The organism is Pseudomonas mosselii (assembly GCF_019823065.1).
GTDB classification, from domain to species: domain Bacteria; phylum Pseudomonadota; class Gammaproteobacteria; order Pseudomonadales; family Pseudomonadaceae; genus Aquipseudomonas; species Aquipseudomonas mosselii.
On sequence record NZ_CP081966.1, the window covers coordinates 2,415,595 to 2,431,725 of the forward strand.

General features: G+C 66.1%; 19 protein-coding genes. 12 read left to right on the plus strand and 7 right to left on the minus strand.

What is annotated here, in order from left to right:
• Positions 1–7 precede the first annotated feature (7 nt).
• A complete protein-coding gene (locus tag K5H97_RS11160) occupies positions 8–652 on the minus strand; it encodes a helix-turn-helix transcriptional regulator (protein WP_028691691.1) in 645 nt (214 codons plus the stop codon).
• 310 nt (positions 653–962) lie between these two features.
• Between K5H97_RS11160 and K5H97_RS11165 the strand changes: the two genes are divergently transcribed.
• The 7 genes from K5H97_RS11165 to ribD are packed head-to-tail and all read left to right on the plus strand — an operon-like array spanning position 963 to position 7,893.
• Positions 963–2,006 (plus strand): methyltransferase, encoded by a 1,044-nt coding sequence (locus K5H97_RS11165; protein WP_028691690.1) that lies wholly within the window; start codon positions 963–965, stop codon positions 2,004–2,006.
• Positions 2,006–2,899, plus strand: coding sequence for a VOC family protein (locus K5H97_RS11170; protein WP_028691689.1), 894 nt, complete (start codon positions 2,006–2,008; stop codon positions 2,897–2,899). The genes K5H97_RS11165 and K5H97_RS11170 overlap by 1 nt, the downstream gene beginning before the upstream one ends.
• A gap of 56 nt (positions 2,900–2,955) precedes the next feature.
• Complete coding sequence (locus K5H97_RS11175) at positions 2,956–3,966, plus strand: formylglycine-generating enzyme family protein (protein ID WP_028691688.1); 1,011 nt, start codon at positions 2,956–2,958, stop codon at positions 3,964–3,966.
• A 34-nt stretch (positions 3,967–4,000) separates the two neighbouring features.
• Positions 4,001–4,597 (plus strand): GTP cyclohydrolase II RibA, encoded by a 597-nt coding sequence (gene ribA / locus K5H97_RS11180; protein WP_028691687.1) that lies wholly within the window; start codon positions 4,001–4,003, stop codon positions 4,595–4,597.
• Positions 4,598–4,620: 23 nt separating this feature from the next.
• Complete coding sequence (locus tag K5H97_RS11185) at positions 4,621–6,312, plus strand: WD40 repeat domain-containing protein (protein ID WP_028691686.1); 1,692 nt, start codon at positions 4,621–4,623, stop codon at positions 6,310–6,312.
• Positions 6,313–6,322: 10 nt separating this feature from the next.
• Positions 6,323–6,982, plus strand: coding sequence for an SAM-dependent methyltransferase (locus K5H97_RS11190; RefSeq protein ID WP_028691685.1), 660 nt, complete (start codon positions 6,323–6,325; stop codon positions 6,980–6,982).
• On the plus strand, positions 6,979–7,893 hold the full coding sequence (gene ribD, locus K5H97_RS11195) for a bifunctional diaminohydroxyphosphoribosylaminopyrimidine deaminase/5-amino-6-(5-phosphoribosylamino)uracil reductase RibD (protein WP_036986307.1): 915 nt from the start codon (positions 6,979–6,981) through the stop codon (positions 7,891–7,893). The genes K5H97_RS11190 and ribD overlap by 4 nt, the downstream gene beginning before the upstream one ends.
• Before the next feature lie 212 nt (positions 7,894–8,105).
• On the opposite strand, the gene K5H97_RS11200 is transcribed toward ribD, so the two are convergent.
• The gene (locus K5H97_RS11200) at positions 8,106–8,834 is read right to left on the minus strand and encodes a class I SAM-dependent methyltransferase (protein ID WP_028691684.1); all 729 of its coding nucleotides are present in this window, start codon (positions 8,832–8,834) and stop codon (positions 8,106–8,108) included.
• Positions 8,831–10,258, minus strand: coding sequence for an MFS transporter (locus tag K5H97_RS11205; protein WP_028691683.1), 1,428 nt, complete (start codon positions 10,256–10,258; stop codon positions 8,831–8,833). Before K5H97_RS11205 ends, K5H97_RS11200 begins: the two co-directional genes overlap by 4 nt.
• A 134-nt stretch (positions 10,259–10,392) precedes the next feature.
• On the opposite strand from K5H97_RS11205, the gene K5H97_RS11210 reads away from it, so the two are divergent.
• The 3 genes from K5H97_RS11210 (at position 10,393) to K5H97_RS11220 (ending at position 11,554) form a co-directional block, all read left to right on the plus strand.
• Positions 10,393–10,713 (plus strand): YbjQ family protein, encoded by a 321-nt coding sequence (locus tag K5H97_RS11210; protein ID WP_028691682.1) that lies wholly within the window; start codon positions 10,393–10,395, stop codon positions 10,711–10,713.
• Positions 10,714–10,853: 140 nt separating this feature from the next.
• Positions 10,854–11,042 carry a hypothetical protein gene (locus K5H97_RS11215; RefSeq protein ID WP_028691681.1) on the plus strand — a complete coding sequence of 63 codons (189 nt, stop codon included), beginning with the start codon at positions 10,854–10,856 and terminating at the stop codon, positions 11,040–11,042.
• Positions 11,043–11,248: 206 nt separating this feature from the next.
• Positions 11,249–11,554, plus strand: a complete 306-nt coding sequence (locus tag K5H97_RS11220) for a hypothetical protein (RefSeq protein ID WP_028691680.1) — start codon at positions 11,249–11,251, stop codon at positions 11,552–11,554.
• Between the two features lie 60 nt (positions 11,555–11,614).
• Here the strand turns inward: K5H97_RS11220 and K5H97_RS11225 are convergent, their stop codons facing one another.
• From K5H97_RS11225 to ampC, 3 genes are all read right to left on the minus strand, one after another.
• Positions 11,615–11,947, minus strand: a complete 333-nt coding sequence (locus K5H97_RS11225) for a hypothetical protein (RefSeq protein ID WP_028691679.1) — start codon at positions 11,945–11,947, stop codon at positions 11,615–11,617.
• Between the two features lie 307 nt (positions 11,948–12,254).
• Positions 12,255–12,878 carry a glutathione S-transferase family protein gene (locus K5H97_RS11230; RefSeq protein ID WP_028691678.1) on the minus strand — a complete coding sequence of 208 codons (624 nt, stop codon included), beginning with the start codon at positions 12,876–12,878 and terminating at the stop codon, positions 12,255–12,257.
• A 1-nt stretch (position 12,879) separates the two neighbouring features.
• A complete protein-coding gene (ampC, locus tag K5H97_RS11235) occupies positions 12,880–14,019 on the minus strand; it encodes a class C beta-lactamase (RefSeq protein WP_028691677.1) in 1,140 nt (379 codons plus the stop codon).
• A gap of 142 nt (positions 14,020–14,161) precedes the next feature.
• Here ampC and K5H97_RS11240 point away from each other — a divergent pair, with 142 nt between their 5' ends.
• The gene (locus tag K5H97_RS11240) at positions 14,162–15,160 is read left to right on the plus strand and encodes a bile acid:sodium symporter family protein (RefSeq protein WP_036986293.1); all 999 of its coding nucleotides are present in this window, start codon (positions 14,162–14,164) and stop codon (positions 15,158–15,160) included.
• 10 nt (positions 15,161–15,170) lie between these two features.
• On the opposite strand, the gene gspI is transcribed toward K5H97_RS11240, so the two are convergent.
• Positions 15,171–15,530 (minus strand): type II secretion system minor pseudopilin GspI, encoded by a 360-nt coding sequence (gene gspI, locus K5H97_RS11245; protein WP_028691675.1) that lies wholly within the window; start codon positions 15,528–15,530, stop codon positions 15,171–15,173.
• A gap of 150 nt (positions 15,531–15,680) precedes the next feature.
• Between gspI and gspG the strand changes: the two genes are divergently transcribed.
• A complete protein-coding gene (gspG, locus tag K5H97_RS11250; protein ID WP_028691674.1) occupies positions 15,681–16,127 on the plus strand; it encodes a type II secretion system major pseudopilin GspG in 447 nt (148 codons plus the stop codon).
• Positions 16,128–16,131: the final 4 nt, after the last annotated feature.

Consider the following 16,131-nt stretch of genomic DNA (forward strand, 5'->3'; position numbering starts at 1 on the left):
GGGGCCGCTACTTCGGCGAAATGCGATAGACGCAGCGCCGATCCCCTGAAATCAGGTGTTCGCAACGCTCCACCAGCCCCTGCTCGCCGATCGCCGCCTGGAATACCTGCAGCTCGCTGCGGCAGAACCCCTGGCAGCGGGTGGCGGCGATGCAGATCGGGCAGTGGTTCTCGACGATCAGCCAGTCGTTGCCGTCGGCCTGCATTTCGGCCATGTAGCCGGCGCGCTCACGCAGCTGCACGAGGATGCGCACCTTGTCCTCCAGGCTTTGGCCATCGGCGCAGGCCTGCTGGTACTCACGGCTGTTGCTGTCTTCCATGCGGCTGATCAGGCGGTCGACCCCGTCGCTGCCGAACACCTGCTCGACGCTCTCGATCAGTTGCAGGGTCAGCACGCTGTGGGAGTCGGGGAAGCGGCGCTGGGCCGTGGCGGTCAGTGCCCATTTCTGCGAAGGGCGCCCGGCGCCCTTGGCCGGCACGCTGATGCCGCTGACCAGGTCGGCCGCCTGCAGTTTCTGCACTTGCTGGCGAGTGGCTTCGAAGGTGATGGCGAGCAGCTGGGCCAGGTCGGCGGTCTTGAGCGGCCCGCGGGTCTTGAGCAGGAACAGGATGCGGTCGGCGGTGCAGTTGGTATCAACGGTGGTCGAGGTCATGGAGCGCTGGAAACCGGGCGTGAATGAACGGATCGGGCACTCTCCTGGGCCATCCTTTGCGCAGGCAAGTGGGCGAAGGATAGCCCGGATTCGTGGTGATTTGTGCAAGAAGAACGATTATCGAATATAAAATTTATATGCGATAAAAATATAAAAGGTATTAGTTGTATTTATTGAGTCCGCGGCTAAGCTGAATTGCGGAGCCTGTGCTTGCCGGTCCCAGGGAGGGGTGCGTGCACGTCCATCGACACCTTGCTGGCAAATGCCGGGCATGGGCTCACCCACAATAACTCGACAGGGATGTGAGTGCATGAATGCCCAGAAACCCGTGACCATCTATGAACACGCCGACGCGCTGAACAGCCTGCAAGGCGTGGTCGACCTGGTGAAGCTTTCCGACCAGTACCGCCAGTCCGCGATCCTGCATTCGGCGCTGGCCCAGCGTGTGTTCGACCACACCCGCCAGCCGGTCAGCGCCCAGGCCCTGAGCGATGCGCTGGGTTGGGTGCCGAACAAGGGCCGCATCTTCCTCAACGCGCTGGTGGCCATGGGCCTGTTGAAGCGCACCGCCCAAGGTTTCGAGAACCTGCCGCTGAGCCAGCGTTTCCTGGTCAGCGACAGCGCCGAGTTCATCGGCCCGATCATCGACCACCAGCGCCTGCAGTGGCAAAACTGGCCGCGCCTGGACGAAGTGCTGCGCAGCCGCACCTCGCTGGATTTCCAGCAGGAAAACCGCTTCAAGCACGACCTGGCGGCCCGCGACGCCTTCAACGATGCCATGGTCCGTTTCAGCCAGCCCATGGTTGATGTGCTGCGTGACCTGCCGCTGTTCGACAAGGCCCGCCGGGTGATCGACCTGGCCGGTGGCCACGGCACCTACCTGGCCGAGATCGCCAGCCGAAATCCGCAGGTCAAGGGCGAGGTCTGGGACCTTGAGCCCACCCGCGAGGCCGCCGCGGCCACCTTCGCCAAGTACCGTCTTGACGACCGCCTGGGCTTCCATGCCCGCAACCTGCTGGACCTGGCGCAGTACCAGGGCGAGCGGGCCGACGTGGTGATGCTCAACGACTGCCTGCACTATTTCACCCGCGAGCAGGTGCGTACCCTGATCGCCGGCGCTGCCGGCATGGTCGAGGGCGACGGCGCGCTGCTGGTGCTGAGCATGGCCCTGGAGGATGACGAGATCCACCCGGCGCTGTCGGCCGACTTCTCCCTGCACATGATGCTCAACACGGTCAACGGCGAGCTGCATCCGACCCGCTACCTGATCGACAGCATGGCGTCGGCGGGGTTGAGCGTGGAGCAGGAGCCGATCGGCCGCTACACCCTGCTGATCGGACGGAGGGCTGCCTGATGCTGCGCTTGTTGGCATTGCATGCCGCGCCGCTTGGCGACGCGGCGGCCCAGGCCCTGGACAGCTTGGGCAGCGCCGCGGCGGCGGCCGGTTTCAGCCTGCAGGTCAGCCAGAATCCGGCCGGCCAGGGACCGGTGGACGCAGTCTGCCTGCTGCTCGACAGCGCCACGCCACCGGTTGCGTTGAACACGTTGCTCAATGAGGCCAGCGGGCTGTGTCGCAACACCGCGCTGGTGCTGGTCCGCGTGCAGGGTGCACTGGCACAGTTGCCGCCCGCCAGCGGCGTGATCGCCCAGTGGCAGCAGGCGAGCCAGGGCTTTCTCTATCCGTACTCGCTGGATATCGGTGCCGGGCAGGCGCCGGAGCTGGCGATCAAGGACTGGCTGGCGGGCTTCGCCAAGTTCGCGGCCGCGACCAAGCTGTGGCGTTCGCTCGACGGCCTGGGCCTGGACGAAGCGGCGCGGGCCGCGCAGCGCCCCGAGCTGAACCACATCAATATCCTCACCCGCGACCTGGAAGCCTCCAAGGCGTTCTACAGCGACATCCTTGGCGCCAACTACTGCTACAACCTGGGGCCGCGCAAGGCCGTGATGGAGCTCAACGGCTTCGACTTCTTCATCGAGCAGAGCGAGTCGTTCAGTTACCCGACCGGCTACCACATCGGTGTGCGGGCACTGCCCGGGGATGTGCGGCGCATCGCCGAGCAGGTCACCGCTGCCGGCACCATCAAGCTGGTCAAGGGCAACGGCCCGGCGCCGGGCTACCACCATGGGCCGGACAACGTGCGCAGCGCCGTCTACTTCGAGGACCCGGATGGCCTGGTGATCGAGGTCTACAGCGCCGAAGTGGAGATGATCGAAAGCAACCCTCGGTTGCTCCTCGACCGCCTCTGACCCCACGTCGTCACAGGCCTGCCGCTCGGCGGGCCTGTGCCTAGGCAGGTATTCGCATGAACAGCTACAAACAGTGGCATTGGCCACGGCTGCCCAGCCCATTGCCCAAGGATGTCAGCGACCGGGCGTTGATGGGCTACCCAGAGCACTACCAGGAGCATCCGTTGCAGGCGCAGGTCGCCACGGCGCTCGACGATCTGCTCCAGGCGCCGCTGGACGTCTTGCTGACGTTGCTTGAGCAGCCACGCCAACCCCTGGCCCGGCGCATCGCCGCCGGCGAGGTGCTGGCATTGCGCGGCGACCCGCGCATCGACACCTTCGCCCCGCAGATGATCGATATCCCGGCGGCGCGGGTGCACATCGGCCTCGACCCGCGCGCGGTCGAGCAGGTGATGGACCAGTTCGACGGGCTTGGCCTGGACCGCAGCTGGATCGACAAGGAAACGCCGCGCCACGCCGTGGAACTGGCGGCGTTCCGTATCGCCCGCTTCCCGGTGACGCACCAGGAGTACCGCCAGTTCCTGCTCGACAGCGGGCATGCCGGCATCCCCGACGGCTGGGCGTTCGGCCGGTATCCGCGGCACCACGCCAACCACCCGGTTTACAGCGTCTCGGCCAGTGACGCCGATGCCTACGCCCAGTGGCTCAGCGAGCGCACCGGCCGACGCTTTGCCCTGCCCAGCGAGGCGCAGTGGGAGTATGCCGCCGCCGGACCTGAAGGGCGTCAGTTCCCCTGGGGCGACGCCTACCAGGTCGAGCACGCCAACACCGCCGAGCTGGGCTATCTGGACAGCACGCCGGTCGGCGTGTTCAGCGACGCCGCATCGCCCTTCGGGGTGCTGGACATGGCCGGCAACGTCGAAGAGTACGTGGCCGAGGACTACCGGCCATACCCCGGCGGCCCGCAGATCGAGGACGACCTGGTGCTCGATGTCGGCACCCACCGCGTGGCCCGCGGTGGCAGCTTTACCCGTTTCCGCGACCTGGCGCGCACCGCGCGCCGCCACGGGCGTTACCCGCGACCGATCTACGTCATGGGTTTTCGCCTGGTTGAAAACCACAACTGAGCTGTTCCGTCTTCCGTGCAAGAGGTCTGATTCCATGAACAAGGATGTTTCGCTTCACACCATCGTGCCGATTTCCATCCTCGGCGGCGATGTCGATGCCCATTTCTTCGGCTTCCACGGCTTCGAGCGTGACCAGGAGCATTTCGCCGTCGGCATCGGCCGCGAGCAGTGCGACGTGCCGTTGGTGCGGGTGCACTCCGAGTGCATCACCGGCGATGTGTTCGGCTCGCAGCGCTGCGATTGCGGCCCGCAATTGCAAGAGGCGTTGCGCACCCTCAAGGAGGTGGGCGGCTACCTGATCTACCTGCGCCAGGAAGGGCGTGGCATCGGCCTGTACTCCAAGTTCGAGGCCTACCTGCTGCAGGACAAGGGCCTGGACACCTATGAAGCCAACCTGCGCCTGAACCACTTGGCCGACTCGCGCTCGTTCGACCCGGCCGTGCAGATCCTGCGGGCCCTGGGCGTGGACCAGTGCCGGTTGCTGACCAACAACCCGGAGAAGGTCGCCCAGCTGCGCGCCGGTGGCATCGATGTGATCGAACAGGTGCCCACCGGGGTGTTCCTGACCAATCACAACCGCAACTACCTGCAGGCGAAGGCCGTCAAGTCCAGCCATTCGATCAAGCTCTGACTCCAGCGAAAAAGGATCTTTCGATGAAACACATTGGCCCTATCAGCGGTATCGCCGCCCATGCCGCGCGCTTCGTCGCCACCGCCGGCTACGACAACCAGGTGATCTTGTGGAACGCCGCCACCGGCGAGCCGATCCACCGTGTGCACCACGACCACCTGGCCAACCAGTGCGCCTTCAGCAGTGACGGCAAGCACCTGGTCAGCGCCAGCAGCGACTACACCGCGCGCATCTGGGAAGTGCCGAGCATGCGCCTGAAAGCCGTACTGCAGGGGCACAACGACGATGTCGAGATGGCGGTGTTCTCGCCAGACAGCCAGCGCGTGGCGACCTGTTCGCGTGACCATGTGCTGCGCATCTTCGACCTCGACGGCGTGCAGTTGCAGGCGTTCCATGGCCACCAGGCCGACGTTATCTCGGTGGTCTGGTCGCCGGACGGCCAGCGCCTGATCTCCAGCAGTGACGACGGTACCGTGCGCCAGTGGGATACCCGCAGCGGCCAGCAATGCGACGAGGTGGACATCGGCGGCGTGGAGACCGACACCATCGCCATCACCCGCGAAGGCGTGGTGTTCGCCGGGGACGACGAGGGGCGCATCTCGATCATCGCCCAGGGCCAGGTGCAGACCGTGCCGGCCCACGCCGCCGGGATCAAGCGCATCGTCTGGAACGACGACAAGCGCCTGCTGGTGAGCCTGAGCTATGACCGTTCGGCGATCCTCTGGACCTTCGACGCCGCGCGCAACCTGGTCAAGCGCCGCAGTACCGCGCTGCCGAGCATCGTCTGGCCGCGCAGCTGCGCTTTTGTCGGCGACGAACAACTGGTGTTCGCCACCTTCGGCTCGCGCTACGCCACCTGGAACTACGAGCAGGACCAGTGGCAGGTGTCGGGCATCGAGCCGGCGGTAAGCATTAACGCCGTGGTGCGCAGCGAAGAGCGCCAGTACAGCATTGGCGATGCTGGCATTCTGCACCGTGACGACCAGCCGGTGACCAGTGTCGGCAGCCTGTGCAACTTCCTCCTGCCGTTCGGCCCGCTGCTGTTGACCGGCGGCCAGATGGGCCAGGTGTTCGATGGCCTGTCCGGGCGCATGCTGTACCAGCACCGTTCGCCACTCAACTGCGGCGCCACCTTCGTCAGGAATGGCGAAGACCTGGCGTTGATCGGCACCTATACCGGCGAAGGCCTGGTGTTCGGCCATGATGGCCAGGGCGGGCTGCGCCTGGTGGCGTCGATCCCCATGCATGACAACGCGATCAAGGGCGTGGCCGCCGACCAGCGCCACCTGTTCAGCGTCTGCGCCTCGGCCGATGCCGCGCTGCACAGCATCGAGGATTTCAGCAGCGTGCGGCATATCGAGGGGGCGCATACGCGTATTTCCAATGGTTGCTGCCCGATCACCGGCGGTTTCGCCAGCATCGGTCGCGACCTCAAGCTGCGCCTGTGGCTGGAGACCGGCGACGAGGTGTTCGACTCGCCGCACCAGCACTCGATCAAGTGCATCGCCGCCTCCGCTGATGGCCGGGTGATCGCCACCGCGGCCTACAACGGTACCGTGGCACTGTTCGACCTGGTCTCGCGGCGCTGGCTGCCCATGCAGCGGCCGACCGCCAGCGGCATTTCCTGCCTGACCCACGACGCCGTCAGCGGCGCCTTCCTGGCCAGTTCCTATGACGGGCGCATCTACGGCATCGACGCCCGCCTGGCGTCCTGAGGAGCAGCACATGAGCAAGCAAGCAAGTGACTTCATGGCCCAGGGCGACTACCGCAAGGCCCTCGATACTTCGTTCGTGCACCGCTACAGCCATGGCGAGGACGAGTGGTCGTGGGACATCGGCATGATCCAGGCGGCCCAGGCTTTCCTCGAGCGTCTCGACCCCCGTGCTGATCAGCATGTACTGGACATCGGCGTGGGCCGTGGCCGTGACGCCTCCACCTTCATCCTCGCCGGGCATCGGGTCACCGGCCTGGATATCGTCGAGAACTCCAGCTGGCCGTTGCTGCGCAAACGCTGGGGCGATCGCCTGGACCTGGTGAACAAGGCCATGCAGGACTGGCAGCCGGCGCCGGGCACGGTGTTCGATGCGGCCCTGGACAATGGCTGCTTCCACCACCAGCATCCGGACGAGTGGGGCGCGTACCTGGCCCATGTGCGCCGCCTGCTGCGCCCCGGCGCGCTGGTGGGGCTGAACGTGTTCGGGGTCGACGCGGCCCATCCGCAGCCGGGCTGGCGCGAGATGGACAACCAGCGCCAAGGCTACTTCTTCACCGACGATGGTATCCGTCAGACCCTTGAGGCCCATGGCTTCACCTGGGAGGGGCTGGAGGTGATCGAGCGCCAGCACGGCGAAGCCCGCTACCTGTTGGCGCTGGTGCGCACGTGAGTGCGATCGACCGCCATTACCTGGACATGGCCCTGGCGCTCGCCAGCCAGGGCCTGTACAGCACCATGCCCAACCCGCGGGTCGGTTGCGTGATCGTCAACGCCGGGCAGGTGGTAGGGCGCGGCTGGCATCAGCGCGCCGGCCAGCCCCACGCCGAAGTGCACGCCCTGCGCGAGGCAGGCCCGGCGGCGCGCGGGGCGACCGCCTATGTGACCCTGGAACCTTGCGGCCACCAGGGTCGCACGCCGCCGTGCGCCGATGCCCTGGTGGCGGCGGGGGTAAGCCGGGTGGTCACGGCCAGCGGCGACGTCTCGCAGAGCATCGGCGCGGATCGCCTGCGCGAGGCGGGCATCGTGGTCGAGGCATTGCCCTGCCCACGTGCGCGGGCGCTCAATCGCGGGTTCTTCTCGCGCATCGAACGCCAGCGCCCGTGGGTGCGGGTATTGCGTCCGGCGGCGCTGGAGATCGGCGCGATTGGCGAGGGCGCGATGCTCAGCCATTGCGACGAGCAGGCGCCCCTGGCGCACTGGCGGGGCAGGGCCTCGGCGCTGCTGAGCACTTGTGACTGGGTGAAGGCCTGCGACACCTCGCTGGTGGCGCAGGTTGCCGGGCAACGCGCCGAACCGGTGGTGCCCTTGCGGGTATTGGTCGACCAGGGGCTGGACTGCCCGGCTTCGGCCAAGATGCTCGACGGGCGTGCGCCGACGCTGGTTTTGCATGGGGCGCAGGCGAGGCGGGACGGTCGGTATGCACGGGCCCGTTGCCAGGTGCTGGAGGATCTGGGGGCCTTGCGGATACTACAGACGTTGCATGAGCTCGACTGCAACGAAGTCCAGGTCGAGGCCGAGCCGGCCTGGTGCGAGGCCTTGGCGCGCCAGGGGTTGGTGGATGAGTGGTTGGTGCAGGTTTGAGGCCTTCCTGAGCGCTGTACTATCCCTGTGGGAGCAACCGTCTTGCTCAGGCCCCTCAATCTGGCGCGATCTCTGTGGGAGCGGCCTTGTGTCGCGAAAGGGCTGCGCAGCAGCCCCTATTGCGGTGAAACGCTGAAATTACCGGGGCCGCTTCGCGGCCCTTTCGCGACACAAGGCCGCTCCCACAGGGATATGCGTAAGCCCCGATCATTTCAGCGACTGCAGATCAACCCGACCTGCAGGCTGTTCTGTTCGAACAGGTCCCAATATCCCGGCGGATGCGCCTTCTTGCGGATCCCGCTGATCAGCGGGGCAATCCAGCGCACATTGCGCAGGCCGACATCGTGGGCGGCCTGCTCGTAGACTGCCTTGTCCCAGCGGTAATAGGTGAAGTCCGCAGGCGGTGAGCTCATGAATTGCCCCTGGCAGCGCAGGCCGCCTTCCACCGGCTGCTCGTCCAGCACACGGATGCCGTATTCGGTGAAATTGCCCAAGGCCAGGTCAAAGGCGGGATTCGCCGTGTAGGCGATCAGCTGTCCGTTCGGTTTGAGGTTCAGCGCGACGCTCTCGAACATGCGCCGCAGCTCCTCGACGCTGCCGGCGTAGTTGAACAGCCAGGCGGCGGTAACCTTGTCGAACTGGCCGATGCGGCCCATCTGCGCCACGTCGCGCACTTCGTAGGCGATGCCGTCGTTGGCCTGGCGCGCCTGGTAGATCATGCTCGGCGAGATGTCCACGCCGTGCACCCGAGCCGCGCCCCAGTCCTTCAGGCGGCGGCTGAAGAAGCCATGCCCGCAGGCCAGGTCGAGAATCTCATCGCCGGTTACGTCGCCGGCCATGTAGCGAAACGTGTCGACCTCGACCCCGCGCTGGCTGGCGTGGCTGGTGAAGTCTTCGAACTGCTCGCTGATCCGCTCGTAGACTTCCTTGGATTCCTTCATGGGCACTCCTTCCTTACAGAGGTGAGGCGCAGCGCCAACGGCAGGGCCAGCAGCGGTGCGCAGGCGAACACGGCGAACAGCCACAGCGCCGCCTGGCGCGCGCCTTGCTCGCCGCCGGGCTCGACCAGCCCGGCACCATTGGCGACCAGCCCGGCCAGGGCCGCAGCCAGGGCGGTGGCGTAAAGTTGCACGGTGGTGATCGAGGCCGAGGCGAGGTTTTCCTCGCCGGGGCGCGCTGCCTGCAGCACCCGGGTGAGCAGGTGCGGCCAGCCCAGGCCGATCCCCAGGCCCACGCCGGCCAGGGCCAGGGCGAACAAGGCCAGGCCCGGCGCGCTGGCGATCCAGGCCGGGGCGGGGGTCAGCAGGGCCAGGGCCAGCAGCGCCACCGCGACCACCAGCGGCCCACTGCGGATCTGCCAGGCGCCGCCTTCACGGTCACGGCCGGCGCTGGCCAGGGCGCCGACCGTCCAGCCTGCGGCCATCACGGCGGTCAGGTAGCCGGCGGCGAGTGGGCCGAAACCATGGATGCGCTGGAGGAAGTAGGGCACATAGATTTCAGTGGTGATGGCTGCTACCAGCAGGCACATCATGGCGAACAGTGCGCCCATCGGTTGCCTGAGGCTGTAGGCGCCCGTGGGCAGCAGGTGGTGGCGCGCCCTGGGATCGAGGCGGGCGATCAGCGCGGCGATGGCCAGGCCGGCGACGATGCCGGCCAGGTTGATCCACAGGCTGTCGGCCAGGCTGGCCGCACAGATCGCCAGCACCGAGGCCACCAGGCAGGCGATCAGCCCGTAGGCCGGGCGCGCGCCATTGTCGTCCAGCGCCTGGCGCGCCGGCAGGCGCAGGCAGACGATCAGCGCCAGGGCGCCAGCCACCGGCAACAGCGACCAGAATGCCCAGCGCCAGTGCCCGCCCTCGGCGAACACTCCGCCCACGGCCGGGCCGCACAGCGTGGCCACGCCCCACATCGCCGAGACCAGGGCCATGGCGCGAGGCCACAGGCGGCTGTCGAACACCAGGTGGATCAGCGCATAGCTCAAGGCGAACAGGATGCCGCCTCCCAGGCCCTGCACGCTACGCCCGAGCAGCAGCACCGGCATGCTCCCGGCCTGGGCGCAGAGCATTGCGCCAAGGGTGAACACCAGCAGTGCCAGCAGGTAGGCGACCCGCGGTCCGCCACGGGCCAGCAGGCGGGTGGAGAGGGTGGAGCCGATGATCGAGGCGACCACGAACAGGGTGGTGTTCCAGGCATAGAAGGCCAGCCCGCCGATCTCTTCGATCACCGTCGGTAGCAGGGTAGTGACGATGTAGACATTGATGGCGTGCAGGGCGACACCGCCAGCCAGGGCGATCGAGCGCAGCGCGTTGCCGCCGCTGAGCAGTTCGCTCCAACGGGCCGGCGGCTGTTCGGGGATGGCGGTCATGTACGCTCCTTGCGTGGTCCTGCGCTGGAATTCTAGGAGTCGGCAAATAATTATTCAATATATTGCTTGTGTAATTTGCTTGCGGCGGATTTGTTAGGATCGTGCTCTTTTGTCTTGTTTCAGGAGCGACATCCATGATCATCAGCACCACCAGCCAGCTCGACGGTCGCCCGATTGCCGAGTACCTCGGCGTGGTCAGCGCCGAATCGGTGCAGGGGATCAACTTCGTGCGCGATTTCTTCGCGCGCTTTCGCGACGTCTTCGGCGGCCGCTCGCAGACCCTGGAGGGCGCGCTGAAGCTGGCCCGTGAGCAGGCCACCGAGGAACTCATGGCGCGGGCACGGCAGTTGCAAGCCGATGCGTTGGTGGGCGTGGACTTCGAGATCAGCATGCCGTCGGTACAGGGTGGCATGGTCGTGGTGTTCGCCACCGGCACGGCGGTACGTCTGAAGTAAGGCCAGTTGCCATTGGTCGGGCCAGGAGATTTTGCCCGGCTGGTCTGCAAATGACCGGCTAGTCTCACTTCAACGGACCGTCGCTTCACTAGGCAGGTGTATTGCCTGCCGGCACGGTTGCCATTGGAGGGAGACAGGGCATGAGCGAATCCTATTTCGAAGACTTGAACGATGCGTTTCCGATCAACAGCCAGGTACGCTGCGGCCAGGCGGCTGTTCGCCTGGGCTTTGCCAACATGACCCTGGACGAGTCGGAGCAACTGCAACCGGCGCACCTGCAACGGGCCAAGAAGGGGCGTTTCACCCCGCGTGTCCCGTCGAAGAAGTGAACCTGCGTTGACCTCATAAGCCCGCTCTCACAAGCAGGAGCGGGCTTGCCCCGCATCACGTTTGATCAATCAACACGAAACCGCCCGACGGCGCGCCTTTCCCGCCATTTCTTGACCCCGCTCATGGTATCGGTGCGTCCCCCTCGCCGAAGGCCCTAGGCTGTGCTTTTCTTGCGCGGGATTTCAGACACGGAGTATCGACTTCAATGCGAATCAGGGAAGAGACCTACTGGCAGTGGGCCGATGCGCAGATGCACAGTCGCTGTCACGACGAGGAACTGAGCGACGGCACCAGCTTCGATGTGCAGGTGCGCCTATCCAGGGTCGGTGCCACACAGTTGTTTCTCGGACTGTATGCGCGCAGCGGCGAGGCCTTGCTCGAGGAGTACTACCCCTCGCGGCCGGGCGAAACCATGACCCGTGCGCTGGTCTGGGGCGTGGATCGCGCCCGCGCCCTGGCAACCGGCGCTTTGCCATTACCGGAACAGGTGCCACGTCGGCGCCTCGCCTAGCAGCAATGAAAAAGCCCGGCCTTTTCAGGCCGGGCTCAAGAAACGGTGTGCTGCGCCGCTTCAGTTCAGCGCGTCGATCACCTTGATTGCCTGCCGCTCGCGGGCGGCGGGCCATTCTTGTTGCAGGGTCTGCAGTACGCGACCGACGAAGGTGGTGTCGGCGGCGGCCTTCTTGCCGACGTAGCCCTGGCCACGGCGGTAGACCTTGAAGCGGGCGCGCATGCTGGGCATGTGCGATTCGAATTCGGCTTCGACCGTGTTCGGCGGCAGGCGGTCCAGGCGGACCTCACCGGACTGGCTGACCCACAGCAGGTGGTCGTCGAGGCTGTCCTTGCGCGCGGCGAACAGACGGGCCAATTGGTCGATGGTTGGATTGTTGTTCAAGTTCATCATAAAGCCCCCATTACTCTCATTCGTTGGTGAAGTTCGGCTGAAGTTCACATTCGGCGCCACACGATGTAGCGCGCTAACCAAGGCTGCTACAGCAGCTTCGCAACAGGGGCTTTCTCACGCTGCCTTCTGGGCAGTTTCCCTCTCCACGGACGGCCTGCGTTACCGCGCAGGCCGTCTGGAACACCCTTGCCACCGCTCCCGATCGGGGAGACGGCCTCATCATGCACAAGGCGCGGGAAGGGCGTCAACAGATTTGTAGTGATTATTTTTAGTCACTACATCTTGTCGGACAATCTTCCCGGTTCTGTCACGCCAGTCCGTTGTCGCCGTGCTCGAGGTAGCCGGGGCGTTGCCGCAGGCGCTCATGATAGGCCTCCAGCGCCGGCAGTTGCGGGTGCTCCAGCGGCGTGCGCCGCCAGCGGTTGAGGGACAGGCCGATGGCCACGTCGGCGAGGCTGAAGGCGTCGCCAGCGACATAGGCGTCGGTGGCCTGCAGGCGCGCTTCGAGCAGGCGCATCCTGGCCGTCCACTGGGCGCTGCTGGCGGCCAGCAGTGCAGGGTCCTGATGCGCCGGCGATTGACGCACCAGCGACATGAACGGGTAGCGCCAGGCGTCGTTGAGGTCGGTGGCCTGCCAGTCGAGCCACTGGTCGACCGCGGCGCGGGCGCGCGGGGCGCCGGGGTAGAGCGCCTCGCCGCCGTACTGGTTGACCAGGTAACGCAGGATGGTATTGGACTCCCACAGCACGAAGTCGCCATCGACGATCACCGGCACCGTGGCGTTGGGGTTCAGCGCCAGGAACTCGGGCGTGTCGGTGGCACGAAAGCCACTGCCCCAGTCTTCGCGCTGGAACGGCAGGTTCAGTTCGGCGCAGGTCCACAGTACCTTGCGCACGTTGATCGACGAGGCCTTGCCCAGGATCTTCAGCATGTCACGGCTCCAGGCTGGAAAGGATGCGTTGCGCGGCGCGCACGCGTTCTTCGTTGGGGTAGTTGCGGTTGGCCAGCAGGACGATGCCCATCTGCCTGGACGGCACGAACGCCACGTAGGCACCGAAGCCGCCGGTGGCGCCGGTCTTGTTGTACCAGGCGGCTGGATCGGCGGGCAGCGCCGGGTTCAGCGCCTGGATCGGGTTTTCTCCGCGGATGATTTTGGCGCCGTTGTATTCCAACAAGGTGTCGAGGCTGACCGGGTAGGGGTAGCGCTCCCAGCCCAGGCCCTGGATCATCGCGCCGACCTGGAAGTAACCGGACTGGGTGATGGCGATGGCCTTGCGCATGGCGGGGTCAAGCGTGTCCGGCTGCAGTTGCAGTTGCACATAGCGCAGCAGGTCGCTGGCGCTGGTCTTGATGCCGTAGGCCTGCTCGGCGTAGGGGCCCGGGTTGACCCGCACCGGCTGGTCCTTGGCGTCGTAGCCTTGCGCGTAGAGCCCGCGGGCGCTGGCCGGAACCTCCAGGTAAGTGTGCTTGAGCCCCAGGCGGAGCAGCACCTGCTGGGTCATCAGTTTGGCGAACGGTTGGTGCTGCGCACGGGCCGCCAGGTCACCGAACAGGCCCAGGCTGGGGTTGGAGTAGCAGCGGTGAGTGCCGGGTGCGAAGCGGGGCTGCCAGTGCTGGAACCAGGCCAGGGTCTGGGACGGCGTCTGTACTTCATCGGGGAACTGCAAGGGCAGGCAGTCACCGCTGTAGGCTCCCAGTTCCAGGACGCTGGCCTTGCCGATCGAGGCCTTGGCCAGGGCCGGCTGGTAGCGGCTGGCGGGGGCCTGCAAGTCGAGCTTGCCTTCGGCGCTGGCCAAGGCGGCGAGGGTCGCGGTGTAGGTCTTGCTCACCGAGCCGACCTCGAACAGCGTGTCGCGGCTAACCGGCTGGCGGCTGGCCTTGTCGGCCAGGCCGTAGTTGAAGTAATGCGACTGGCCGTTGGCATACACCGCCACGGCCATGCCGGCAATGCCTTGCTCGCGCATCAGCGCCGGGATGACGTCATCGACGGTGGTTTGCAAGTTGTTGGCCAGCAGGGGGGGCGCGGCCAGCGTCAGGGCGGTGGCCAGCAGCAGGCGAGGGGGGCGTTTCATGGTGGGGCGTTCCTTGTCGTGGATCAGGGGCGTGGCGAAGCGAGGTGTCCGTTGGGCGACACCGACAGGGGTTCCGGCGTTAGCGGCACAAAGGCCAAGACCTTATCGTCCGGGCTTGCACAAAGACAAGACGGAAACTGTGATGAGATATCTACGGATGCTGTTCGACAACTTCACCCTGGCACTGCTCGGGGTGGTGTTCATCGCCACCGTACTGCCGTGCTCCGGCGAGGGCGCGCTGCTGTTCGGCTGGTTGACCAACCTGGCCATCGGCCTGCTGTTCTTCCTGCACGGCGCCAAGCTGTCGCGTGAGGCGATCATCGCCGGTGCCGGCCACTGGCGCCTGCACCTGCTGGTGTTCACCTGCACTTTCGTGCTGTTCCCGCTGCTGGGGCTGGCGTTCAAGCCGCTGTTCGTGCCGCTGGTGGGCAATGAACTTTACCTGGGCGTGCTGTACCTGTGCGCCTTGCCGGCCACGGTGCAGTCGGCGATCGCCTTCACCTCGCTGGCCCGGGGCAATGTGCCGGCGGCGATCTGCAGCGCGGCGGCCTCGAGCCTGTTGGGGATCTTCTTGACGCCGCTGCTGGTGATGCTGCTGCTGGGCGCTTCGGGCGACACCGGCTCCGGGCTGGACGCGGTACTGAAGATTACCTTGCAGTTGCTGGTGCCCTTCGTCGCCGGACAGGTCGCCCGCCGCTGGATCGGCGCCTGGGTCAAGCGCAATGCACGCTGGCTGAAGGTGGTGGACCAGGGCTCGATCCTGCTGGTGGTGTACACCGCCTTCAGCGAAGCGGTGGTCACGGGCCTGTGGCATACGGTCTCGCCGCCGCACCTGGCCGGGCTGTTCGCCGTGTGCGGCATCCTGCTGGCGGTGGTGCTGCTGGGCACACGACTGCTCGGGCGAGTGCTGGGGTTCAATGTCGAGGACCGCATCACTATCCTGTTCGCCGGTTCCAAGAAGAGCCTGGCGACGGGCGTGTCCATGGCGCAGGTGTTGTTCGTCGGTGGCGGCATCGGGGCGATGATCCTGCCGTTGATGCTGTTTCATCAGATCCAGCTGATGGTCTGCGCGGTGCTGGCGCAGCGGTATGCGGCGCGGGTGGAGGCGGGGCATCCTGAGGCGGGCGTCACGGTGAAATGATGCGCTGCGTTCACTGACCCACCAATGTTTGCAATCGCGCCAGCGCAGGCCCTTCGCGTTGGCGCTCGAACACCTGCAGCGACACCTCCAGCAATCCGGCCCGCGCCTGTGCGATTCGTTGTTCGCAGCGCAGGCGCAAACGCCCCTGGTCGCATTCGAACTGCCTGACGCCGGGCTTCGCGCCACCCTCCAGGCGCAGTTCGGCCAGGCGCCCCTGGGCCGCCAGCAGGGCCAGCCCCTTGTCGCGCAACAGCCCGTTGCCCTGGGTCATCAAGCCGGTGGCGCGCACGGCGGCGGCCATGGCCACGGCGACGATGGTCAATGCCACCAACACTTCGATCAGGGTGAAACCGTCCTCGGTGGTGCGCACAGGGGCTCCATTCTCGCGCAGGCCAAAGCGGTACTGTAGAGCGGCGCGATGACGGTTTGACGACGCCGACTCCCGAGCTTTTTCAATATCCGTGACATACCGGCTTGCCACAATCGGCCCCCGATTCGAACTCACGCAAGGAATGCCGAGATGCAGATCGTCCGCCGCAACATGCCCGCCCATCGACTCCGCCAGCAGGGTTTCACCCTGATCGAGATCATGGTGGTGGTGGTGATCCTCGGGATTCTCGCGGCGATGGTGGTGCCCAAGGTGCTCGATCGCCCTGACCAGGCCCGCGCCACCGCGGCGCGCCAGGATATCGGCGGGCTGATGCAGGCACTCAAGCTGTACCGACTGGACAATGGCGCCTACCCCAACCAGAACCAGGGCCTGAAAGTGCTGGTGGAAAAACCGGCCCAGGCCAAGGACGGCCAATGGCGCGCCTACCTCGACCGCCTGCCCAACGACCCCTGGGGGCGCCCGTACCAGTACCTGAACCCGGGCGCCAACGGTGAGATCGATGTGTTCTCCCTGGGCGCCGACGGCCAGGCTGGCGGCGACGGGGTGAATGCCGATCTCGGCTCCTGGCAGTTGTGACCGG

Bases quoted from the DNA above. Each gene is read 5' to 3' on its own strand.
- K5H97_RS11160 (WP_028691691.1), bottom strand. From the start codon at position 652: ATGACCTCGACCACCGTTGATACCAACTGCACCGCCGACCGCATCCTG.
- K5H97_RS11165 (WP_028691690.1), top strand. From the start codon at position 963: ATGAATGCCCAGAAACCCGTGACCATCTATGAACACGCCGACGCGCTG.
- K5H97_RS11170 (WP_028691689.1), top strand. From the start codon at position 2,006: ATGCTGCGCTTGTTGGCATTGCATGCCGCGCCGCTTGGCGACGCGGCG.
- K5H97_RS11175 (WP_028691688.1), top strand. From the start codon at position 2,956: ATGAACAGCTACAAACAGTGGCATTGGCCACGGCTGCCCAGCCCATTG.
- ribA (WP_028691687.1), top strand. From the start codon at position 4,001: ATGAACAAGGATGTTTCGCTTCACACCATCGTGCCGATTTCCATCCTC.
- K5H97_RS11185 (WP_028691686.1), top strand. From the start codon at position 4,621: ATGAAACACATTGGCCCTATCAGCGGTATCGCCGCCCATGCCGCGCGC.
- K5H97_RS11190 (WP_028691685.1), top strand. From the start codon at position 6,323: ATGAGCAAGCAAGCAAGTGACTTCATGGCCCAGGGCGACTACCGCAAG.
- K5H97_RS11200 (WP_028691684.1), bottom strand. From the start codon at position 8,834: ATGAAGGAATCCAAGGAAGTCTACGAGCGGATCAGCGAGCAGTTCGAA.
- K5H97_RS11205 (WP_028691683.1), bottom strand. From the start codon at position 10,258: ATGACCGCCATCCCCGAACAGCCGCCGGCCCGTTGGAGCGAACTGCTC.
- K5H97_RS11210 (WP_028691682.1), top strand. From the start codon at position 10,393: ATGATCATCAGCACCACCAGCCAGCTCGACGGTCGCCCGATTGCCGAG.
- K5H97_RS11215 (WP_028691681.1), top strand. From the start codon at position 10,854: ATGAGCGAATCCTATTTCGAAGACTTGAACGATGCGTTTCCGATCAAC.
- K5H97_RS11220 (WP_028691680.1), top strand. From the start codon at position 11,249: ATGCGAATCAGGGAAGAGACCTACTGGCAGTGGGCCGATGCGCAGATG.
- K5H97_RS11225 (WP_028691679.1), bottom strand. From the start codon at position 11,947: ATGATGAACTTGAACAACAATCCAACCATCGACCAATTGGCCCGTCTG.
- K5H97_RS11230 (WP_028691678.1), bottom strand. From the start codon at position 12,878: ATGCTGAAGATCCTGGGCAAGGCCTCGTCGATCAACGTGCGCAAGGTA.
- ampC (WP_028691677.1), bottom strand. From the start codon at position 14,019: ATGAAACGCCCCCCTCGCCTGCTGCTGGCCACCGCCCTGACGCTGGCC.
- K5H97_RS11240 (WP_036986293.1), top strand. From the start codon at position 14,162: ATGAGATATCTACGGATGCTGTTCGACAACTTCACCCTGGCACTGCTC.
- gspG (WP_028691674.1), top strand. From the start codon at position 15,681: ATGCAGATCGTCCGCCGCAACATGCCCGCCCATCGACTCCGCCAGCAG.